The sequence below is a fragment of the Pseudomonas sp. TH43 genome (assembly GCF_016650635.1).
Classification (GTDB): domain Bacteria; phylum Pseudomonadota; class Gammaproteobacteria; order Pseudomonadales; family Pseudomonadaceae; genus Aquipseudomonas.
In genome coordinates this window covers 1565331-1586716 of the sequence record NZ_JAEKFI010000004.1, presented here as the reverse complement: position 1 = coordinate 1586716, position 21386 = coordinate 1565331, and the positions used below count along the sequence as shown (strand labels likewise).

General features: G+C 59.0%; 20 protein-coding genes. 8 read left to right on the top strand and 12 right to left on the bottom strand.

Translation table 11 applies throughout. The annotated features are described in order from the left end of the window. Nucleotides 1-4: 4 nt before the first annotated feature. The 3 genes from JFT81_RS23620 to folE2 are packed head-to-tail and all read right to left on the bottom strand — an operon-like array spanning nt 5 to nt 2432. Nucleotides 5-871 carry a metal ABC transporter permease gene (locus JFT81_RS23620; RefSeq protein WP_201229434.1) on the bottom strand — a complete coding sequence of 289 codons (867 nt, stop codon included), beginning with the start codon at nt 869-871 and terminating at the stop codon, nt 5-7. Next, nucleotides 871-1539, bottom strand: coding sequence for an ATP-binding cassette domain-containing protein (locus JFT81_RS23615; protein WP_201229433.1), 669 nt, complete (start codon nt 1537-1539; stop codon nt 871-873). The genes JFT81_RS23620 and JFT81_RS23615 overlap by 1 nt, the downstream gene beginning before the upstream one ends. Further along, complete coding sequence (gene folE2 / locus JFT81_RS23610; RefSeq protein ID WP_201229432.1) at nt 1536-2432, bottom strand: GTP cyclohydrolase FolE2; 897 nt, start codon at nt 2430-2432, stop codon at nt 1536-1538. Before folE2 ends, JFT81_RS23615 begins: the two co-directional genes overlap by 4 nt. 84 nt (nt 2433-2516) lie before the next feature. Here folE2 and JFT81_RS23605 point away from each other — a divergent pair, with 84 nt between their 5' ends. Then, the gene (locus JFT81_RS23605) at nt 2517-3719 is read left to right on the top strand and encodes an N-acetylmuramoyl-L-alanine amidase (protein WP_201229431.1); all 1203 of its coding nucleotides are present in this window, start codon (nt 2517-2519) and stop codon (nt 3717-3719) included. On the opposite strand, the gene JFT81_RS23600 is transcribed toward JFT81_RS23605, so the two are convergent. After that, nucleotides 3716-4093, bottom strand: a complete 378-nt coding sequence (locus tag JFT81_RS23600; RefSeq protein WP_201229430.1) for a glutamine synthetase — start codon at nt 4091-4093, stop codon at nt 3716-3718. The genes JFT81_RS23605 and JFT81_RS23600 overlap by 4 nt on opposite strands. Before the next feature lie 223 nt (nt 4094-4316). Here JFT81_RS23600 and zigA point away from each other — a divergent pair, with 223 nt between their 5' ends. After that, nucleotides 4317-5522 (top strand): zinc metallochaperone GTPase ZigA, encoded by a 1206-nt coding sequence (gene zigA / locus JFT81_RS23595; protein ID WP_201229429.1) that lies wholly within the window; start codon nt 4317-4319, stop codon nt 5520-5522. Then, on the top strand, nt 5522-6172 hold the full coding sequence (locus JFT81_RS23590; RefSeq protein WP_201229428.1) for a DUF1826 domain-containing protein: 651 nt from the start codon (nt 5522-5524) through the stop codon (nt 6170-6172). The genes zigA and JFT81_RS23590 overlap by 1 nt, the downstream gene beginning before the upstream one ends. Before the next feature lie 4 nt (nt 6173-6176). On the opposite strand, the gene JFT81_RS23585 is transcribed toward JFT81_RS23590, so the two are convergent. Further along, a complete protein-coding gene (locus JFT81_RS23585) occupies nt 6177-6533 on the bottom strand; it encodes an NADH:ubiquinone oxidoreductase (protein WP_201147262.1) in 357 nt (118 codons plus the stop codon). 29 nt (nt 6534-6562) lie between these two features. Here JFT81_RS23585 and JFT81_RS23580 point away from each other — a divergent pair, with 29 nt between their 5' ends. Continuing rightward, nucleotides 6563-7528 (top strand): GTP-binding protein, encoded by a 966-nt coding sequence (locus JFT81_RS23580; protein ID WP_201229426.1) that lies wholly within the window; start codon nt 6563-6565, stop codon nt 7526-7528. A gap of 87 nt (nt 7529-7615) precedes the next feature. On the opposite strand, the gene JFT81_RS23575 is transcribed toward JFT81_RS23580, so the two are convergent. Next, nucleotides 7616-8029 (bottom strand): DUF3301 domain-containing protein, encoded by a 414-nt coding sequence (locus JFT81_RS23575; protein ID WP_122593228.1) that lies wholly within the window; start codon nt 8027-8029, stop codon nt 7616-7618. 117 nt (nt 8030-8146) lie between these two features. Here JFT81_RS23575 and pdxY point away from each other — a divergent pair, with 117 nt between their 5' ends. Next, complete coding sequence (gene pdxY / locus JFT81_RS23570; protein WP_201229424.1) at nt 8147-9019, top strand: pyridoxal kinase PdxY; 873 nt, start codon at nt 8147-8149, stop codon at nt 9017-9019. A gap of 100 nt (nt 9020-9119) precedes the next feature. Here the strand turns inward: pdxY and JFT81_RS23565 are convergent, their stop codons facing one another. Then, nucleotides 9120-9602 carry an acyl-CoA thioesterase gene (locus JFT81_RS23565; protein WP_003229693.1) on the bottom strand — a complete coding sequence of 161 codons (483 nt, stop codon included), beginning with the start codon at nt 9600-9602 and terminating at the stop codon, nt 9120-9122. Between the two features lie 279 nt (nt 9603-9881). On the opposite strand from JFT81_RS23565, the gene JFT81_RS23560 reads away from it, so the two are divergent. Continuing rightward, on the top strand, nt 9882-11645 hold the full coding sequence (locus tag JFT81_RS23560) for a cation:proton antiporter (protein ID WP_201229422.1): 1764 nt from the start codon (nt 9882-9884) through the stop codon (nt 11643-11645). Between the two features lie 21 nt (nt 11646-11666). Here JFT81_RS23560 and JFT81_RS23555 read toward each other — a convergent pair whose 3' ends face one another. The 5 genes from JFT81_RS23555 to uvrD form a co-directional block, all read right to left on the bottom strand. Further along, nucleotides 11667-12074: an SMI1/KNR4 family protein gene (locus JFT81_RS23555; RefSeq protein WP_003187120.1), complete on the bottom strand. Its 408-nt coding sequence runs from the start codon at nt 12072-12074 to the stop codon at nt 11667-11669. 138 nt (nt 12075-12212) lie between these two features. Further along, a complete protein-coding gene (locus tag JFT81_RS23550; RefSeq protein ID WP_201229420.1) occupies nt 12213-13088 on the bottom strand; it encodes a Tim44 domain-containing protein in 876 nt (291 codons plus the stop codon). 176 nt (nt 13089-13264) lie between these two features. Beyond that, nucleotides 13265-13705, bottom strand: coding sequence for an EamA family transporter (locus tag JFT81_RS23545; protein WP_201229418.1), 441 nt, complete (start codon nt 13703-13705; stop codon nt 13265-13267). Nucleotides 13706-13777: 72 nt separating this feature from the next. Continuing rightward, on the bottom strand, nt 13778-14713 hold the full coding sequence (locus JFT81_RS23540) for a transposase (RefSeq protein ID WP_201229417.1): 936 nt from the start codon (nt 14711-14713) through the stop codon (nt 13778-13780). Between the two features lie 299 nt (nt 14714-15012). Then, nucleotides 15013-17196, bottom strand: a complete 2184-nt coding sequence (gene uvrD / locus JFT81_RS23535; protein ID WP_201229415.1) for a DNA helicase II — start codon at nt 17194-17196, stop codon at nt 15013-15015. A 257-nt stretch (nt 17197-17453) separates the two neighbouring features. Here uvrD and JFT81_RS23530 point away from each other — a divergent pair, with 257 nt between their 5' ends. Together JFT81_RS23530 and hexR are read left to right on the top strand one after the other, a co-directional pair. Next, on the top strand, nt 17454-20327 hold the full coding sequence (locus tag JFT81_RS23530) for a GGDEF domain-containing phosphodiesterase (protein WP_201229413.1): 2874 nt from the start codon (nt 17454-17456) through the stop codon (nt 20325-20327). A gap of 127 nt (nt 20328-20454) precedes the next feature. Further along, on the top strand, nt 20455-21321 hold the full coding sequence (hexR, locus tag JFT81_RS23525; protein ID WP_008078846.1) for a transcriptional regulator HexR: 867 nt from the start codon (nt 20455-20457) through the stop codon (nt 21319-21321). The last annotated feature ends 65 nt before the right edge of the window (nt 21322-21386 follow it).

The window sequence follows — 21386 nt, the reverse complement described above, 5'->3', positions numbered from 1 at the left end:
CACCTCATTGGGATGTGAGCAAGGGCGGGCGGCGCAGCAGACCGTGGACCGGTCCGAACACCACAGACAGCAGATAGCCGACGCCGGCAACCAGGACGATGGCCGGGCCGCTGGGTAGCGAGTAATAGAACGAAAACAGCAAGCCGAGCCACACCGAGAGGCAGCCGAGGATCGCCGCAATGCCGATCAGGCTTGGCAGATGGCGACTCCAGAATCGCGACGCGGCGGCGGGGAGCATCATCAATCCGACCACCATCAAGGCGCCGATGGCCTGGAAGCCAATCACCAGGTTGAGCACCACCAGCATCAGGAACACTCCATGCGCGAGGGGGCCGAGGCGGCTGACAGTTCTCAAAAAAAGCGGATCGAGGGTGTCGAGCAGCAGCGCTTTATAGATCAATGCCATGGCGATCAGACTGAATGCCGAGACCCATAGCATGCCGTTGAGCGTCGGTCCGTCGACGGCCAAGGCCGAGCCGAACAGCAGGTGCAGGAGGTCGAGACGCTTGCCGGCAATCCCCAGAATCAATACGCCGCTGGCGAGCGAAATCGGATAGATCGCGGCGAGGCTGGCGTCTTCGCGCAAACCGGTTCGACGGGTAATCCACGCAGCGAGACCGGCCATGCTCAGACCCGCGCCCAGCCCGCCGAGGGTGAGTGCGGGCAGACTCAGGCCGGCAAACCAGAACCCTAATGCGGCGCCGGGAAGAATGCCGTGAGCCACTGCGTCACCGATCAGGCTCATCCGCCGCAGGATCAGAAACACACCAAGAGGGGCGGTGCTGCAAGCCAGTACCAGGCCGCCGAGGAGGGCGCGGCGCATGAAGACGAATTCGTTGAACGGTTGCCAGAGGTGGGCGACGGTTAGCATCAGGCCACCTGTGTGTGTGGTGTTTGCAGGATCAGTTCTGAGCTCGTGCCGAACACACATTCGCGGTTTTTGATCAGTAGCGTTTTGGCAATGTTCTGGCGGACGGCGGCGAGGTCATGGCACACGACGACCAGTGTTCGTCCCTCTGCATGCCAGGCGTGAATGTGTTGCCACAACAACTGCTGACCGAGTTCATCGAGCGCGGCGTGGGGCTCATCGAGCAACAACACGGGTGTGTCGGCCAGGCTTAATCGCGCGAGTAGGGCGCGTTGTAACTCGCCGCCGGACAGGGCCATAAGTGGGCGACGTTCGAGGCCGCCAAGGTGCCAGTTTTCCAGTGCCGCGGTGAGTCGCTGAGCGCGCAATTGCGTCGACAGTCGGCGGCCCCAAAATCCTGCGGCCACAAGCTCTTCCAGGCTGATCGGGAATTGACGGTCCAGATGCTGTTGTTGCGGCAGGAAAGACAGACCGCTCTGCCGTGGAACACTCAACGACACTTTGCCCGCCAACGGTTTTTGCAGGCCCGCGATGACTTTCAACAGGCTGCTTTTGCCGCAGCCGTTGGCGCCAATGATCGCCGTCAGGCTGCCGGTTTCGAATTCGAGATTGAGCGGCGAGGTCAGCGGTTGGCCCGGCGCGCCCCAGCTCAAGGATTGGCAGCGGATCATGCGTGCTCCCGCTGCCAATGGCTTTCTGCGACGGCATCGTGAGCGTGCAGGCTTTCTGCATGAACGACTCGCAGATGAAATGCACAGACACCCGGTGAACGACGCAGGGCCAGATTCAGTCGGCGAGCAGCGTCTTCACAGAACATCAGGTTCTGTCCATTGGCGAGGGCGAAGGCTTGTTCATCGGCGCGTTTGACCGCGGTTTGTACGGCGGTGCCGAGGGAGGTTTCGGCATCATTGATGATCGTGCTTAGCGGCAGCTCATCAACGAATTCGTCGAGGTGTAGATGTAATTGGGCAATGCTGCGTTGGCTGTGTGGCGTAGCAACGATGCCTTGGGTCGAACCGAGCCAGGCCAAAACATCGGCGTGTTGCAGTGGTTGGTTGGCGAAGTCGTCGATGAATTGTTGCTGGATCAACTGCCTCGCCAAGGCAGCTGAGCACGGGCATGTTGATGAGTAAGGCACGTCAATTTTGAGTTCCACGTGGAACATATCGCTTTTCAGACGGGCTGAAATCGTCACCGGATAGGCTTTCCACCCCGACAGCGGGCTGACCAATGCCGGTCTTCTCAGGAGTAAATCAGTGTGGATATTCAGGTAGGCATTGTTGGATAACCCTTCGTGACTATCGAGGAACTCCTCAAGGACTTGGCGTAGAACCATGGGAGACAGGCTTTCCCGCTGAAGAGATTCCAGCGCCAAATAAAGCCGCGACATATGAATGCCCCGCGCATCACCGTCGTCGAGGCTCACTCCCGCATCAGCTCTTGCGCTCAAACGTTGGCCTTCCAGCAAAACAGGTAACGCAATGCCGCGCATGCCCACCCATTCGAGCGGCAAGTTTTGGCGATTGGATTGCGCGGCGATATCCGGGAGTGACAGCAAATTCATGTTCGGAACCATCGTGTTGATTAAATTCGATGTTACATTATAACAATACAAATCACGATGCCTTTTTCATGAACAGGCTTTCATATGCACAGACGCCATCTGCTTAATCTGATTCTGGCCGGCGCGGCATTCGCCTTGCCCTTTAGCGTGTCCGCTACGCAAATCCGCAATGCGCGGCTCTGGCGCTCGGATGACAAACTGCGTTTGGTTTTCGATTTGAGCGGACCGGTGCGCTACAAAACCTTCACGCTCAGCGCTCCTGAGCGGCTGATCATTGACCTGAATGGCGCCAGTTGGATTGGCGATTTCAGTCAACTGTCGCTCAATGACTCTGTCATTCGGTCAATCAGATCGGGTCGGTTCGGCCAAGGTGATACGCGGATTGTTCTCGATCTGAGTGATCCAGTACTGTTGAACAGCTTTCTTCTGGCGCCTCATGACGGCCAGGGATATCGCCTTGTCCTGGATTTGGTCAGCGCAAAACAGGCGCCTGTCGCGCCAATGGTTCCACGTGAAACACCCGCGAATAAGGTTCATCCAAAGCGCGACATCATCGTGGTTGTCGATCCCGGACATGGCGGAAAGGACCCCGGAGCAGTGGGAGCCAAAGGCGAGAGGGAGAAGGACGTAGTACTTTCCATTGCCCAGTTGCTGGCCAAGCGTCTGAAAAAAGAGAAAGGTTTCGACGTCAAACTGGTACGTAACGATGATTTTTTCCTGCCGTTGCGCAAGCGTGTGGACATCGCTAGGCAGCACAAAGCCGACATGTTTATCTCGGTGCATGCCGATGCGGCACCACGGCTGAGCGCTTCTGGCGCGTCGGTGTATTGCCTGTCGGAGGGTGGCGCAACGTCAGCGACGGCGCGTTTCATGGCGCAGCGAGAGAACGGCGCGGACCTGCTCGGCGCCACCAGCTTGCTCAATCTCAAAGACAAGGACCCGATGCTTGCCGGAGTGATTCTCGACATGTCGATGAATGCGACGATCGCCGCCAGTTTGCAATTGGGTAACGCGGTACTCGGCAGCCTGGCGGGCATCACTTCCCTGCATCAGAAACGCGTTGAGCAAGCCGGATTTGCCGTGCTGAAGTCACCCGATGTGCCTTCGATTCTGGTGGAAACCGGCTTCATTTCCAACGCTCGCGACAGTCAGCGGCTGGTCACTGCGAGGCATCAACAGGCGGTCGCGGATGGTTTGTTCGAGGGTTTGCAGCGTTACTTCGTAAAGAATCCGCCTATCGACAGCTACATCGCTTGGCAGCAACAGGAGCAAAAAGCGCAGGTCTAGCAGCCAGCAATCCGGCTGCAAGTGAACTTGGTGCTGCTGCCACCCGAGCTAGAGAAGCGATTGATGGTGGTCCAGCCTACCCGGCGGGTGTAGCCGACCCAGGCTTCACCGTCGGAGGCGATGCCGGTGAAGAACGTCAGTTGCCCAAATCGGCTGTTGGTCTGTGCCCAATAGCGATGGCCGTCCTTTTCAAAACCGCGCAAGTACAGCGTGCTGCCCACAGTGTTAACGCTGTAGGCGTTGCCATCGGCATCCACGCAGGCCAGCAGATTGGCGCTGCGCGTACACGTGGCAAGGGACGGCATCTGCGCCCACGCGTTGACAGTCATCAGCAAGGCAAGGCTCACCAGCGAGCATTTCAGCGCATTCATCAACACATTTCCCGACTAGCAGATTGATTGCAGATTCCAGCGCTTTGTCATTTAGCGCAAGAGCAGGGCTGGCTTATTCTTATTGTTATACTATAACATTAGTTTTAGCCAAGCCTGAGCTGGCCGATTTCAAGCGTTCAACTTCTGCGAGCCCATCGCCCGCGGCCAGAAAACGTCATGCGCAACCAGAAGCGTTGATCGGCTATTATTTTATGAGGATTATCCAATGTCAGCTGCGTTGCCCGTGACCGTTCTTTCAGGATTTCTCGGCGCTGGAAAAAGTACACTTTTGAATTACGTACTACGTAATCGCAAGGGTTTGCGCGTGGCAGTGATCGTCAATGATATGAGCGAGATCAACATTGATGGCAGCGAAGTTCAACGCGATGTCAGCCTGAACCGCGCTGAAGAGAAGCTCGTGGAAATGAGCAACGGTTGTATCTGCTGTACGTTACGCGAGGACTTGCTTGAGGAAGTCAGCAAGCTCGCCCATGAGGGTCGCTTCGATTATTTGTTGATCGAATCCACGGGAATCTCTGAGCCGTTGCCGGTGGCCGAGACGTTTACCTTTCGCGATGAGTCCGGCCAAAGTCTCGCTGACATCGCTCGCCTCGACACCATGATCACTGTAGTCGACGGGGTGAACTTCCTCCTCGATTACCAAGCCGCTGAAAGCCTCGCCTCCCGGGGTGAAATCCTCGGCGAGGAAGACGAGCGCTCGATCACCGACCTGCTGGTCGAACAAGTCGAATTCGCCGACGTGTTGTTGATCAGCAAGATCGACTTGATCAGCCAGAGCGAGCGGGAGGAATTGATGGCGATCCTCAAACGCCTCAACGCTCAGGCCGAAATCATTCCGATGGTGATGGGCGAAGTTCCGTTGGAGAAGATCCTCAACACTGGCCGTTTCGACTTTGAAAAAGCCGCACAGGCACCCGGTTGGCTACAAGAATTACGTGGCGAGCACGTTGCGGAAACCGATGAATACGGTATCGCCTCTACGGCTTATCGCGCGCGCCGGCCCTTTCACCCGCAACGCTTCTTCAGCTTCATCGACCGACCGTGGTTGAACGGTAAATTACTGCGCTCAAAAGGGTTCTTCTGGCTGGCAAGCAAACCCACGGACGCCGGTAGTTGGTCCCAGGCCGGCGGTTTGATGCGCCATGGTTTCGCCGGACGCTGGTGGCGCTTCGTGGCGAAAAACCAGTGGCCGCAGGATCAGGAAAGTACCGCAGCAATCATGGAAAACTGGACGCCGAGTGTCGGAGACTGCCGTCAGGAGCTGGTATTCATCGGTCAGAACATCGATTTCCTACAGCTTTTTGCCGAACTCGACGCTTGCCTGCTGAGTGATGATGAAATGGCGATTGGCGTCGAAGGCTGGCGATTGCTGCCCGACCCGTTCGGCCCTTGGCATGAAGAGGCCGCCTGATGCTCGCGCTCAAACTGCTGCAAAACCGCACGCGCTTGCAACACCAGGGCCCGGAGCCGAAAGCGCTGACACGCATCCTCGAGGAGCAGGTAAACCTCGCTGTCTGGCAGCGGCAATTGCCGTTGCACATTGCCGATTTCGCCAACTTGCTGTTGTCACTCAACGAACCCTTGGCGGAGTCGCTGTGCCTGGAACTGGCGGACGAAGATGATGAGCCGAACCTCAGTGGTCTGGCCGGCGGATTCCGCGATCTGGAGGGATATGAGGGGTTTATCTCCGACCTGAAGTGGCTGGTCAGCGCCTTCGCCTGTCTGCTCGGCGCGCGGCGCATCGGCTTGCGCCTGCGGGTGCTGGATAAGGCCATGTGCCCGCGTTTCCACGTCGATCATGTGCCGGTGCGGTTGATCACCACGTACGCGGGCGTTGGTAGTCAGTGGCTGAAAGAAGGCGCGATGGATCGTACGCAATTGGGCCAGGCCAACGCCGAGCCGCAGGATGCAAAGCAGATCCGGCAACTCAACAGCGGCGATGTGGCGTTGTTGAAAGGCGAAAAATGGCACGGCAATGAAGGCTTCGGGCTGATCCACCGCTCGCCGCAACCGGCAGCGGGCGAGCGACGGCTGATGCTGACCCTCGATTGGCTCGGCTAAAGCCTCAAGGCTTGAGCCACGAACCCTGGCTCTGGCCTTCGCAATACGGCTTGAGATACGCCGCGTCAGTAGCGACGCCGTAATAGTGGATGTCCTGGCGATAAGGCATATTGGCGACTTGCGCGTTGCTGCACACACCAAACGCACCGCTCGGGCACTGGTCGACGTACTGCACTTCGACTTTCTGCCCGGCCAGCGATGGCTGGCAGAAACCGTCGTTGAACAGTTTCTGCGGAATGTTGCGGTTCTGCTGGCAGACTTTGACGTCGAGCCGCTCGCCCTGACTGTGCACTACGCAGGCCTGAGCCCACACTTCGCTCGACAGCAACGCCAACAGCAACGACCATCCCATCCAACGCATCTTTGAATCTCCCAAGTAAGCTCCCGGCCATGTTGCAGAACATTCCCACCCATGTCATTGCTGGCCCTTTGGGTGCCGGCAAGACCAGCCTGATACGCCAGCTCATGGCGCAGCGGCCGACCGGCGAGCGCTGGGCGGTGCTGATCAACGAGTTTGGCCAGATCGGCCTCGACGCCGCGCTGCTGACTCGCGACGCCGATGGTATCGCACTGGGTGAAGTAGCCGGGGGCTGCTTGTGTTGCGTGAATGGTGCGCCGTTTCAGATTGGCCTTGGGCGTTTACTGCGCAAGGCCAAACCGGACCGATTGTTTATCGAACCTTCCGGGCTGGGGCATCCGGCGCAGTTGCTTAAACAGCTGAGCGAAGCGCCGTGGCTGGGGGTGCTGGCCGTTCAGCCGTGTGTTCTGGTGTTGGATGCTCAAGCGCTTCAAGCGGGGAAAGCGTTGCCGGCAGCGCAGCAGGAAGCGTTGCAAACCGCTGGCTTGTTGCTATTGAACAAGGCGGAAAATCTTGATGACACGGCCCGTACACAAATCGCCAGCCAGTTGCCGCCAGTCAGGTTGATCTGGACGCAACAGGCGCAACTACCTCTGAGTGAGCTGCCGGGCCTGGCCGCAAAAGCGCTCAACGGTGTGGATAATCTGGTCGTGCCCAAAGGACTGGGACAAATGCCGGCCGTCTGGAGTGATCCAACGGTGCCGATTTGTCTGAGTCAGGCGCAGGAGGGTAGCTGGAGTATTGGTTGGCGGTGGCATCCGGTTCAGACGTTCGACAAACAATGCCTTGCTGACTGGCTAACCCGCGTCAATTGGACGCGGGCCAAACTGGTTATCCACAGCCGGGATGGCTGGGTGTCTGCGAACGCCCTGGAGAATGCCGAGCTGATCTGGCAGGACAGCGAATGGCGAAAAGATTCGCGAATCGAGCTGATCTTCGCTGAAGCGCAGGATGTTGAGGGTTTGCAGCGAGGATTGTCGGGGTGTCGGAGGGATTAGATTAAAAGATCGCAGCCTGCGGCAGCTCCTGAACAGGATGTGCGTACCCCCTGTAGGAGTTACCGCAGGCTGCGATCTTTTGATCTTTCAGGGCTTCCACTTGGTGTGTTCCTGCCGCCACTGACTCAGCTCGATGACTTCCGCACGAGGCCTCTGCACCTCGACCACCGGCGGCGTGTCATCGAACGGGGCCGGGTAGGGCGCCAGTTCAATCTGCGCACTGTGCGCGCCAAATTGGGTGATGGTGCCGTTGTGCCGGGTTTCACCGGTTACGGTGAATTCGAAGTTGTACACCCGCGCCAGACGTCGACGGCCGTTGGCGTCCTTGATGAAGCCGATCTTCTTCAGCGCCACGTTACCGTCGAGCAGCTCGACGCGCACGTTCAGGCAATGCTGCTTGACCCGCTCCAGCGCCCGCTCGCGCAAGCCGTGGTTGTGCCATAGCCACGCGCCGGCAGCGGCGAACAGCATCAGCACGAAGATGTTTTCGAGGGTCAGCATCAACAAGGAACTCCAAAAGATAGCGTCAGCTTAACTGCGTCGCCGGTCTGTCGTACAGGCTGTGTTTCGTCGCATACTGCGCGGCTTGAATTTCAATCGTTTTACGGAAAAACCCGAATGAAACGTACGCCTCATCTGCTCGCCATTCAGTCCCATGTGGTGTTCGGCCATGCCGGCAACAGCGCCGCGGTTTTCCCGATGCAGCGGGTCGGGGTGAATGTCTGGCCGCTCAACACCGTGCAGTTTTCCAATCACACCCAGTACGGCCAGTGGGCGGGCGAAGTGCTGCCGCCGCAGCAGATCCCCGAACTGGTCGAAGGCATCGCGGCCATTGGCGAGTTGGGCAACTGCGATGCGGTGCTGTCCGGTTACCTTGGCAGTGCGGCGCAGGGACGGGCGATCCTCAGCGGCGTCGAGCGTATCAAGTCGGTCAATCCGAAGGCTTTGTATCTATGCGATCCAGTCATGGGCCATCCCGAGAAAGGTTGCAGCGTGCCGACCGAGGTCAGCGACTTCTTGCTGGAAGAAGCGGCGGCCGTGGCGGACATCATGTGCCCGAACCAACTGGAGCTGGACAGCTTTTCCGGGCGCAAACCGCAGTCGTTGTTCGATTGCCTGGCGATGGCGCGAGCCTTGTTGGCGCGCGGGCCGAAAGCGGTGCTGGTCAAGCATCTGGATTATCCGGGCAAACCGGCAGAGGGTTTCGAGATGTTGTTGGTGACGGCTGATGGCAGTTGGCACCTGCGCCGTCCATTGCTGGCGTTTCCGCGCCAGCCGGTGGGCGTAGGTGATCTGACGTCCGGTCTGTTCCTGGCGCGCGTACTGCTCGGCGACAGTCTGGTGGCCGCGTTCGAATTCACCGCAGCGGCGGTGCATGAGGTACTGCTGGAAACTCAGGCCTGCGCCAGTTATGAGCTGCAGCTGGTGCGAGCGCAGGATCGCATTGCGCATCCGCGGGTGAAGTTCGAAGCCACGCCGATCAGTCTTTAAGACCGCGTTGCCGCATTTGCGAGCAAGCTTTGCGCCTACAGATTTTGACTTTGCAGGCGCTGAGCTTGCTCGCGAAACGACCGTCTAAGCGCTACAAATCTCAGGCGTCGCCCTTGATCTCCTGATACCGCTTTTCCAGCTCCTGGCGGATCTGCCGGCGCTGCTGTGCCTGCATGTAACGGCGCTTGTCTTCACTGTTCTGCGGTTGCAGCGGCGGCACCGCAGCAGGTTTGCGCTGATCGTCGACCGCGACCATGGTGAAGAAACAGCTATTGGTGTGGCGCACCGAGCGTTCGCGGATGTTTTCGGTTACCACTTTGATGCCGACTTCCATCGACGTGTTGCCGGTGTAGTTGACCGAAGCGAGGAAGGTCACCAGTTCGCCGACGTGGATCGGCTCGCGGAAAATCACCTGATCCACCGACAGGGTCACCACGTAACGGCCGGCGTAACGGCTGGCGCAGGCGTAAGCCACTTCGTCGAGGTATTTGAGCAGGGTGCCGCCGTGGACATTGCCAGAGAAGTTGGCCATGTCGGGGGTCATCAGTACCGTCATCGACAGCTGGGCGTTTCCGGGTTCCATAACGTTCTCACGGGTCAAGGCTGTTTGCTGGAAGCACCTCTGCGGGTGCCTGGTCGCTTTTCAAAAGCACCGTTATCGGGACGCCGGGCGACAGACTGTCGTCACGCCGGGATCGATCTGTTTCCTTATATTGCACCGCCTTCCAGCAGGAAGTCGCGGTGTTACCCTGCAAAAGCCCGCCCCAAGGGCAATTCCCACATAAAAATCGGATTTTTACTTAGCTCGTTCAGACCTTTCTGACGTCTGCTCGCGAGCCTCGTCATTCAAGGAGCCCACGCCATGCATGCCATCAGCTTTATTCAGGACCTGGCAGTGATCATGTTGGTCGCAGGCGTGGTGACCGTGTTGTTCCACCGTTTCAAGCAGCCGGTGGTGCTTGGCTACATCGTCGCCGGGTTCATCATTGGCCCGCACACGCCACCGTTCGGCCTGATCCACGACGAAGAAACCATCAAGACCCTCGCCGAGCTGGGGGTGATTTTCCTGATGTTCTGCCTCGGGCTGGAGTTCAGCCTGCGCAAGCTGTTCAAGGTCGGCGCGACGGCGTTTATCGCGGCCTTCCTCGAAATCATCCTGATGATCTGGATCGGCTACGAAATCGGCCGCTGGTTCGACTGGAACACCATGGACTCGCTGTTCCTCGGTGCAATTCTGGCGATTTCCTCGACCACCATCATCGTCAAGGCGCTCAATGACCTGAAGATGAAGAACGAGCGCTTCGCGCAGTTGATCTTTGGCGTGCTGATCGTTGAAGACATCCTCGGCATCGGCATCATCGCGCTGTTATCAAGCATCGCGGTCAGCGGCACAGTCAGCTCCGGCGAAGTGTTTTCCACGGTCGGCAAGCTGTCGCTGTTCATGATCGTCGCACTGGTCATCGGTATTCTGCTGGTGCCGCGTCTGTTGGCTTATGTGGCCAAATTCGAAAGCAACGAAATGCTCCTGATCACCGTGCTGGGCCTGTGTTTCGGCTTCTGCCTGCTGGTGGTCAAGCTTGAGTACAGCATGGTGCTGGGTGCGTTCCTGATCGGCGCGATCATGGCCGAGTCGCGGCAACTGCTGAAAATCGAGCGGTTGATCGAGCCGGTTCGGGATCTGTTCAGTGCGATTTTCTTCGTCGCCATCGGCCTGATGCTCGACCCGCTGATCCTGCTGCAATACGCGTGGCCGATCGCGGTGATCACCGTCGCCGTGGTGCTGGGCAAGATGTTGTCCTGCGGGCTCGGTGCATTTATCGCCGGCAATGACGGACGTACCTCACTGCGCGTGGGCATGGGGCTGTCACAGATTGGCGAATTTTCCTTCATCATCGCCGCGCTGGGCATGACCTTGCAGGTCACCAGCAACTTCCTTTATCCCGTCGCAGTGGCGGTGTCGGTGATCACTACGCTGCTGACGCCATACCTGATTCGTGCGGCTGATCCCCTGTCGATCAAATTGTCGGCAGCGGTGCCCAAACGTCTCGGTCGCGTGCTTGGCATGTATGGCGAATGGCTGCGCAGCATTCAGCCGCAAGGCGAGGGCGCGATGCTGGCGTCGATTATCCGCAAGATTTTGCTGCAAGTCGGGGTCAACCTGGCGCTGGTGATCGCGATTTTCTTCAGCGGTGCGTTCTTTGCCGAACGCATCTCGGCGTGGCTGCAGGACTGGATCGCGGATCCGAGCTGGCAGAAGGCATTGATCTGGGGCGGGGCGTTGTTGCTGTCGTTGCCGTTCCTGATCGCCGCCTATCGCAAGCTCAAGGCGCTGTCGATGCTGCTGGCGGAGATGGGCGTGAAGCCGGAGATGGCCGGGCGTCACACGCAGCGAGTGCGCCGGGTGATCTCCGAAGTGATCCCGATTCTCTCGCTGCTGGTGATTTTCCTGCTGTTGGCAGCCTTGTCGGCCAGTATCTTACCGACCAACAAGTTGCTGGTGCTGATCGCGGTGGTCGCGGCCGGCGTGGCGGCGCTGCTCTGGCGCTGGTTCATCCGCGTGCACACGCGGATGCAGGTGGCCCTGCTGGAAACCCTCGACAACCACAAGGAGTCGTCGGGGCATTGACCACACGGGACGTTGGGGCGATCAGCTTTCCAGCCAGACGTCCCGCGCCCAGTGCCATACCGATTCCCAGGTTTCTTCGGCGATCAGCTCTTCTTCGGCCTGCCACAACACGACGGTGCCGTCTTCTTCGACGCAGTAGTAGTCATCGCCGTCCTGGCAGATCGGAATCAGGCTGCGGTCGACACCGGCATCCCAGGCGTTGGCGGCCACGTCCGGCAGATAGGTGTGCGATTGCGGGTCGGTGACGGTAACCGGCTCCAGGCTGCCATAGACCACATCACTGACCGTCAACAGGAATTCTCTGAAGACAAACGGGATATCGATGAACAGTTGTTCCTCGATTTCCACCAGCAGGTCTTCGTCAGGCAGCTCCAGTGGAACCGGTACGGGTTCGTTGGCTTCGCGCAGTTGTTCGATGATTTCTTCCACGTCCGGGATCCTCTTGCTTGAATGGCGCGGTTTATATGGGCCGGTTTATACAGTAGCTCGCTATAGATGCAACCGCGAAATAGAAAACCCCGGCCGAAGCCGGGGTTTTTATCACAACAAGTGAAGCGCAGGAGGGGATCAGCCGTTCTGGCGGATACCGGCGACCAGCCAAGGCTGGTTGTCGCCCTGCGGACGCTCCATGTTCCAGCTTTCGCTGAACACTTCGCCCTGGTCGAAACGCGAAGTCTTCGACACGCCGTTGAAAGTCAGGGTGGCGATGGTCTTGTCGGCGCGATCATCGACGCCATCCAGTTGTACCTGGAGGTTGTCGATGAAGGTCGACTGGAATGCATCGCCCAGATCTGCACGCTCACGCTTGAGGAACTCGAGCATTTGCGGGGTCACGAACTCGGCGATCTTGTCCATTTCGTTGGCGTCCCAGTGTTGCTGCAGGGCCTGGAAGTGGCTGCGTGCAGCTTCGAGGAAGCGCTGTTCGTTGAACCAGGCTGGCGCGTTGATCACCGGACGAGCGGCAGCGGGTGCCGCCGCCCCCCCGAAGATCGAACCCATCGGCGAAGGGTTCTGCGGGACCGCTTCACGTTGCAGCGGCGCGCCGGCTGGAGCGAACTGCTCCTGTTGCTTGCGGCGACGAGCGGCAATGAAGCGGAAGATCACGAACGCGATCACAGCCATGATCAGGATGTCGAATATCTGCATACCCTGGAAGCCGCCGCCCATGAACATGGACGCGAGCAAGCCACCGGCGGCGATACCGGCCAGAGGGCCGAGCCACTTCGAAGCGCCGCCAGCCTTGGCAGCAGCACCGGCGGCACCGGCAGCACCAGCGGTCGCCGCAGCGCCGCCCATGCCTGGAGAAGAAGGAGCCATCTGGCTGGTCTGGTGCGTCGGCGCAGCGCCGGCGCTTTTGCCACCACCAAAGCGCTTGGCATTGGCGTCGAGGCTCATCGTCAGGCCGATGCACAACGCCATGGCGATGCTAAGAAAACGTTTCATAAAGGGAATTCCCGTTTGTGGAGACACGCGCGCCATGTTGCACAGCTCAACTGTTACTGGCTAGCGAGAGAGTGTTTCGGGCTTTTGCCTGACAGGTTGCGTTCAGCTTGGAAGAGGCAAGAGGCCTTCTACCTTTTGGCTGTAGGAAAGCGCGACAGGTTCAGTGGGAAATGTACTTAGCGACGAAACGCCAGCATCACTACCCCGGCGGTGATCAAACCGATGCCGCCCCACTGGCGCAAATCAAGCTTCTCACCCAACAGAACTACGCCGAGCACCGCCACCAGCACCACGCTGAGCTTGTCCACCGGCGCGACAAGCGACGCCGGGCCGACTTTCAAGGCGCGGAAGTAGCACAGCCATGAAGCGCCGGTGCCCAGCCCGGATAACAGCAGGAACAAGTAACTCTTGGCGGAAATCGAGCCCAGTGACTGATATTGGCCTGTGGCGTACAGAATCAACGCCAGACTGACGAGCACCACGATGGTGCGCAGCAGGGTGGCGAAATCGGAATTGACGTTCTCAATACCGACTTTGGCGAAGATCGCCGTCAGCGCGGCGAAGGTCGCCGAAAGCAGAGCCCAGAATGTCCAGGAAGAGAAGAAGCCCGAGCCCATCGACATATCCTTGATCAATCGCCAACACTTGACCCTGTGGGAGATTCTATGTTGGCCAGCAACCCTAAAATCTCAGGCTAATCGGTATTCGCCCTGATTTTTCATCAGGGCGAATGCCACTCGACAGAGCTTGCGAGCAAGGGCCACTAACGCCTGTGTTTTCGAGAAGCCTCTGGCCAGGTAAGACTCGTAAAATGGTTTCCACTTCGTTGAGCGACTCGCCGCCATCGCGGCGTTGTACGTCAACCGACGGATCTCCGGGTCTCCTTTTTTGGTCAGGAATCTCGGGCCATTCTTTTTACCCGAATCGTCCACTGTCAGATCCATACCCAAAAACGCGATGAAGGCATCGCTATTGGCAAAGTCACCGCGCATATAGGTCGTTGACAACCCAGTCGCCGTCAGTTCTCCCACGCCTTCAATCGCTTTGCAGCGGTCAATATTGTCTTCAATACCCGCCTCTTTGCTGACCTTGCGCAGCAGTTTCTGAATGACCTGATCGGATCGTTCGAATGCTTTTTGCTGAGCAGCACGCTCTTTTTTCAGCAAGGGTTCATCGGCCCAGCTCAACATAAGCCCCGTATGGTTCTGAATTAACGTCGCGCGTCTGTGCAGCAAGCTTTTCAGTACGGTATAGGCCTTGGGTGGCGGGTTCCAAAGCCGCAATTTACATTGCTCATTCGTCAAATAACGTGCGAGCACGCGGGCATCGCAGGGATCATTTTTGGCCCGTTGACCGACCCCGCGACGATAATGGCTAACTCGATAAGCATCTACGACATAGACCTGATGCCCCATCGCATGAGCCAGATCAACAGTCTCCAAGTGGTAGATGTTGGTGGCTTCAACAGCGATAGCGCTTTGCGCAGGCAAAGTTTTGAGCCAACGTTTGAGGGCGGCTCGATCATTTTTGACCGACTCAATTGTTTCCAGGTCAGCACGATAGACAACGACTTCGGCCTTGGCGATATCGATACCAACAACCGTCTGCGAAGTAAGGATTGTCATGACGAATCCTCGGAGCTAGGGTTTAAGAGCTTGTTGGGGTCTACCGTTGCGCTGGCTTGTCTCTATCGTCGGTTTACCGATGAATTCCTTATCGGCGCTTTGGGTAGAAAGGGCGGGACGAGAAGTCTCCCACGGTCTGTACTGGTCAGAGTCAGAATCGAGTCTGTAGTCCCGCCCACCCCTTCAAGTCTAAACATACAAGCGAGCCTGCTCGCGAAAGCTGCACTGCGGTTTATCAGATCAACCACGCTGACGTCATTCGCGAGCAGGATCGCTCCCCCAGAAAAGCGAAACCGGCTTCAGATCGCTTCCAGCTTCGCGTAACCCAGCATCAGCCACTTGCTGCCTTCGCTGAAGTTCACCTGCACTCGCGCCTGCGCGCCGGCACCTTCGAAGTTGAGGATCACGCCGTCGCCGAAAATCGAATGGCGCACTGCCTGGCCGAGGCTGAAACCCGTTTCTGGAATTTCGCTGCCGCTGAACAGGTTGCTGCCGCTCATCGACTGGTTGCCGCCAAACGGTCGGCTGACGCTGTTCGACAAGCGCACTTCCTGAATCAGGCCTTTCGGCACTTCACGGACGAAACGCGAAACCTTGTTATAGGTTTCACTGCCGTACAGGCGTCGGGTTTCAGCATAGGTCATCACCAGGTTCTGCATCGCCCGCGTGATGCCGACATAGGCCAAGCGTCGTTCTTCCTCAAGACGACCCGGTTCTTCCAGGCTCATCTTGTGCGGGAACAGGCCTTCTTCCATGCCGACGAGGAACACGTAGGGAAATTCCAGGCCTTTGGCGCTGTGCAGCGTCATCAGCTGAATGCTGTCTTCGTGCTCGTCGGCCTGAGTGTCGCCAGCCTCCAGCGACGCGTGGCCGAGGAACGCTGCCAATGGCGTCAGTTCTTCGTCTTCTTCGTTGTTCTCGAAGTTGCGCGCGGCACTGACCAGTTCCTCAAGGTTTTCTACCCGCGCCTGGCCTTTCTCGCCTTTTTCCGCTTCGTGATAGGCGATCAGGCCGGACTGCTCGATGACGGTTTGCGTCATCAAGTGCAACGGCATGTCCATGCACTTGGCGGCAAGGTTCTCGATCAGCTCGATAAACGCGCCCAGCGCACCGGCGGCACGGCCGGTCAGGCCTTTATTGGCGACCAGTTGGCGCATCGCTTCCCACATCGACACATCGCTGTGACGGGCGTGGTCGCGGATCGCTTCGACGGTTTTCTCGCCGATGCCACGGGCCGGAACGTTGATCACCCGTTCCAGCGCGGCATCGTTGCCGCGACCTTCGAGCAGGCGCAGATACGCCATGGCGTTCTTGATTTCCGCGCGCTCGAAGAAGCGTTGGCCGCCATAGATGCGGTACGGAATGCGTTCGCGCAGCAAGGCTTCTTCAAGAACGCGCGATTGGGCGTTGGAGCGGTACAAAATCGCGATATCGCTACGCGCCAAGCCGGTTTTCAGCGCGCTTTCGATGGTTTCGACAACGTAGCGTGCTTCGTCGTGTTCGTTGAACGCAGCGTACAGATTGATCGCCTCGCCGTCGCCGCCATCGGTCCACAACTCTTTGCCGAGACGTCCGGTGTTGTTGGCAATCAGCGCGTTGGCAGCCTTGAGGATGCCGGCGGTGGAGCGGTAGTTCTGTTCCAGACGAATGGTCACCGAATCGGCGAAGTCGGAAGAGTACTGATGAATGTTCTCGATCTTCGCGCCGCGCCAGCCGTAAATCGATTGGTCGTCGTCGCCGACCACCATCAGGCTGTCGCCGCCCTTGCCGAGCAGGCGCAACCAGGCGTACTGCACGGCGTTGGTGTCCTGGAATTCGTCGACGAGGATGTGGCGGAAACGCTTCTGATAATGCGCCAGCAGGCCCGGATGATCGCGCCACAGGTCGAGGGCGCGCAGGAGCAGTTCGGAGAAGTCGATGACGCCGGCGCGCAGGCACGCCGCCTCGTAAGCTTCGTAAATGCTGCGCATGGTCGCCAGGTACAAGTCGCCGCTGGCTTGAATGTGTTGCGGGCGCAGACCTTCGTCTTTCTGCCCGTTGATGAACCACTGAGCCTGACGGGCCGGCCAGCGTTGCTCGTCCAGCCCCAGCTCACGGATCACCCGCTTGACCAGCCGTTGCTGATCGTCGCTGTCGAGAATCTGGAAGGTCTGGCTCAGCCCGGCTTCCTGCCAATGTGCCCGCAGCAAGCGGTGCGCCAGGCCGTGGAAGGTGCCGACCCACATGCCGGCCGGGTTGATACCCAGCAACTGCTCGATGCGATGACGCATCTCGGCAGCGGCCTTGTTGGTGAAGGTCACCGACAGAATAGAGTGAGGCGAGGCGTTTTCGACCTGGATCAACCAGGCGATACGGTGCACCAGCACTCGGGTTTTACCGGAACCGGCGCCGGCCAGGACCAACTGACGACCAACGGGGGCTGCTACGGCCTGGCGTTGGGCATCGTTGAGGGAGTTCAGCAGAAGGGAGAGATCATCGCGCATCGGGGCATTCTAGGGTGCGCCGCAGGCCCGGGCAAACCGAGCTTTGCATTAGCCGATGAAAGTCCTGCCGATGACGACCGGTCGGTCACCGGCTACAGGCGTCAGCCCGTCTCGCTTTGCGGGTTTTGCTGGTGCCACGGTCGGGAAAAGTTTCGCGCAAATTATGATCTGGAGCAGTTTGGCAACGGGATCTGCTTGTGTATGCTCCGTCCACGTTTCGGGCGCACGCCCTCCTTATAAGAACAAGAACGTTGCCCATGACCCTCAGCTCCGAACTGTCGGGCCCCTCTGTGGAACCCCGGGTTGTCCGCAAGCACTACGCAACCGAAATGGCGGTCGAGCGCACGCGCCTGCTGTATCAGGGTTCTTTATTGCCCACGCTGTTCATGTTGATCAATGGTCTGGTCTGCGCCGGTTTGCTCTGGAGCCCGCAGCGTTACTTCGTGGTCAGCGTCTGGCTGGTCTGGTTGCTTTCGCTGGTCGCCCTGCGGGTGATACAGGTGGCAGCGTTTGATTCGGCAATCCCCAATCGTCAGGCCCAACCCATCTGGCGCCGAATGTTTCTGCTCGGCTCGACCATGACCGGCCTGACGCTCGCCGGTGCCGGCATCGCATTGGTGCCCGCCGACAACTTCATGCAGCAAGCCTGGGTGTTCGGCCTGATCGGCGCGGCGACCCTGTCAGCCAGTGTCGCCTACGCGGTGAGCCTGCCGGCGTTCCTGTCCTTTACCTTGCCGTGCCTGCTGCCGGCCATCGGTTATCTGTTTTGGGGCGGCGATGAGCTGGCGCGTGGCTGGGGTTGGCTCGGGTTGATCCTGTTGGGCTCGCTGAGCGTGGTGGCGTGGCAGGTCAATCGACTGATTGATCGCGGTTTGCTGCGGCGTTTCCAGAATCAGCACCTGATCGAACATTTGCAGCAGACGCAGTCGCGCAGCGAGCAGCTCAATCAGGAGTTGGCCCGGGAAATCGAGCATCGCCGCTGCGCCGAGGGCAAGTTGCGCGAAGCGCAGGTCGAACTGGAAGACCGTGTCGCGCAACGTAGCCGAGAACTGGACGCCGCCAACCAGGCCCTGAGCAAAAGCGAAGCCCGTCTGGCGCTGGCGTTGAAGGCCAGTGAGCTGGGTTTGTGGGACTGGAACCTGCAAACCGACGAAGTCCACCACACGCAGATTCAGGAATTGTTCGGCCTCGCCCCGGAATACGTCACGGCGATCCTGCGTGACCTCAAGCCGCGCCTGCATCCCGAAGACGTGCCGACGCTCAAAAACGCGCTGATCGAGCATTTGAAGGGCCGCACCGAGGACTATCAGATCGAGTACCGCGTGCGTCACGGTGATGGCCACTGGGTCTGGATCGAAGACCGTGGCCGCGCCGTCGAGCGTAGCGACAGCGGGCGGGTGATTCGCATGGTCGGCACTCGCCGCGACATCAGCGCCAGTAAAAGTGTGGAAGAGCAGCAGCGGCTGGCGGCAACGGTGTTCGAAGCCGCCAGCGAAGGCATTGTGATTCTCGACCCTGACTACGCGCTGATCGCAATCAATCAGGCGTTCAGTCGAGTCACTGGCTACGACATTGACGACATGCTCGGGCGCAACGTTGTGGAGTTGCCGTGCAGCCGCGACGCGCGCCGCCATTACGTTGCGATCCGTCATGCCCTGGAGCAACACGGCAGTTGGCAGGGTGAACTGGTCGAAACCCGCAAGAACGGCGAGCTGTATCCGCAATGGCTGCAACTGAGCGCGGTGCGCGATAGTCGGGGAAATGTCAGTCATATCGTCGGCTTCTTCGCCGATCTCTCGGCGCGGCGCGAATCAGAAGAGCGCATGCGTTATCTGACCCATTACGACGAACTCACCGGGCTGGCGAATCGCTCGTTGTTCCGCGAGCGTCTGCACGAAGCGCATCAGCGGGTTAGGCAGGGCGGGCGCCGCAGTCTGGCATTGCTGCATATCAATCTGGATCGCTTCAAATTGCTCAACGACAGCCTTGGCCACGAAGTCGCTGACCAGTTGCTGCAGAAAATGGCCCGACGGCTGGTGAATGCGTTGCCGGAAGCCGACACCATTGCGCGCTTATCCGGCGATGAATTCGCGGTGCTGTTCGATGCCTACGGTAATTTGTCGAGTCTGGCGCGGGTCGCTACGCGGTTATCGACCAAGTTGCGCTTGCCGCTGACGGTGGACGGGCATGAGCTGGTGGTCAGCGCCTCGATGGGCATCAGTATGCTGCCGGACAATGCCCGTGAGATCTCCGCGCTGGTCAGCCAGTCGAACATGGCCATGCAGCACGCCAAACACTTGGGCGGCAATAACTTCCAGTTCTACACCGACAGCTTGCAGGCCAGCACCCTGGAGCGTTTGCAACTGGAAAACCAGTTGCGCAAAGCCATCGATGACCAACAGCTCAAAGTCTTTTATCAGCCGAAACTGTGCCTGCAAAGCGGCCGGTTGAATGCGGCGGAAGCGCTGGTGCGCTGGGATCATCCAACCATGGGGCGGGTGCCGCCGGGGGATTTCATCGGGCTGGCCGAGGAAACCGGATTGATCGGGCCGATTGGCGAATTCGTCCTGCGGCAGGCCTGCTGGCAGGCGTGCGAATGGCAGCGTCAGGGCCTTGAGCCGATCCGCGTTTCGGTGAACCTGTCGGTGCATCAGCTGCGTCAGGGCAAGCTGGTCAGCCTGGTACGCCAAGTGCTGGAGGAAACCGGCCTGGCGCCGCACTACCTCGAGCTGGAGCTGACTGAAAGCCAGTTGCTCGACAGCGTCGAGCACATCATCGCGACCTTCCAGCAGCTGCGTGATCTGGGGGTGAAACTGGCCATCGACGACTTTGGCACCGGCTATTCGTCGCTCAGTTACCTCAAGCGCATTCCGGTGGATTACGTGAAGATCGATCAGGCGTTCATTCGTGGGCTGGGGGAGGGCAGTGAAGACGCGGCGATCACCCGCGCGATCATCGCCATGGCCCATGGACTGTCGTTGAAAGTGGTGGCGGAGGGCGTTGAACGCCAGGAGCAACTGGAGTTTTTACGCGCCGAACGCTGCGATGAAGTGCAGGGCTATCTGATCAGCCGTCCGGTGGAAGCCGCCGTTCTGGCCGGGCTTTTACGCGAACAGAGCAATCCGTATTAAGGGCTACATGCACGCCATCGCGCCTGATACGGGGGCATGGAGTTACGCATTGAGCAGGCAAAAAGCCAATTCATGTAGTATAACTACAAGCGTGCTACATCCTTGCCCATAAGAAGAGTCCAGCCCCTTGAATCTGCTGCAACACATCGCCCAATCACGTCACCTGTTACGCAAGTCGGAGCTCAAGGTCGCCGACCACGTGCTGCTTGACCCTGCGGCGGTGATGCACAGTTCCATGGCCGACCTGGCCCACAGCGTCGGCATCAGCGAACCGACCATCGTGCGCTTCTGTCGCGCCATTGGTTGCTCGGGTTTTCAGGATCTGAAACTGAAGCTGGCGCAGAGCCTGGCCGCCGGTGCCAGTTTCGGCCAGTTCGCGATCCACGAAGACGACTCGGTCGCCGATTACAGCCTGAAGATTTTCGACACCACCCTGCACACGTTGATGGAGGTTCGCGAGAAGCTCGATCCGATTGAGTTGCAGCGTGCGGTGACGCTGATGTCGCAGGCGCAGCGTGTCGAGTTCTACGGCTTTGGCGCGTCAGGCGCGGTGGCGGCGGATGCGCAGCACAAGTTCTTCCGTTTGCTGCTGACCGCAGCGGCGTATTCCGATCCGCACATGCAGGCAATGTCGGCGGTGACCTTGAAGCCGACCGATGTGGCGATCTGTATTTCCCAGTCCGGGCGTTCGAAGGATCTGTTGATCACCGCCAATCTGGTGCGCGAGAGCGGGGCTTCGCTGATTACCTTGTGCCCGAGCCAGACGCCGTTGGCTGAATTGTCCACCGTCAACCTCGCGATCGATGTGCATGAAGACACTGAAATCTATACGCCGCTGACGTCGCGTATCGCGCACCTTGTGGTGATTGATGTGTTGGCGATGGGCGTGGCGATGGCGCGCGGGCCGAGCCTGGTCAACCACCTCAAGAGCGTAAAGCGCAGCCTGCGCAGCTTGCGTCTGTCGCCTAAGGCCGCGAAAGCTCTGGATGATTAAAGCAAGGTCGTTCCGACCTTAATCGCGGGCAAGCCCGCTCCCACAGCGGATCTCCTCTGATACGA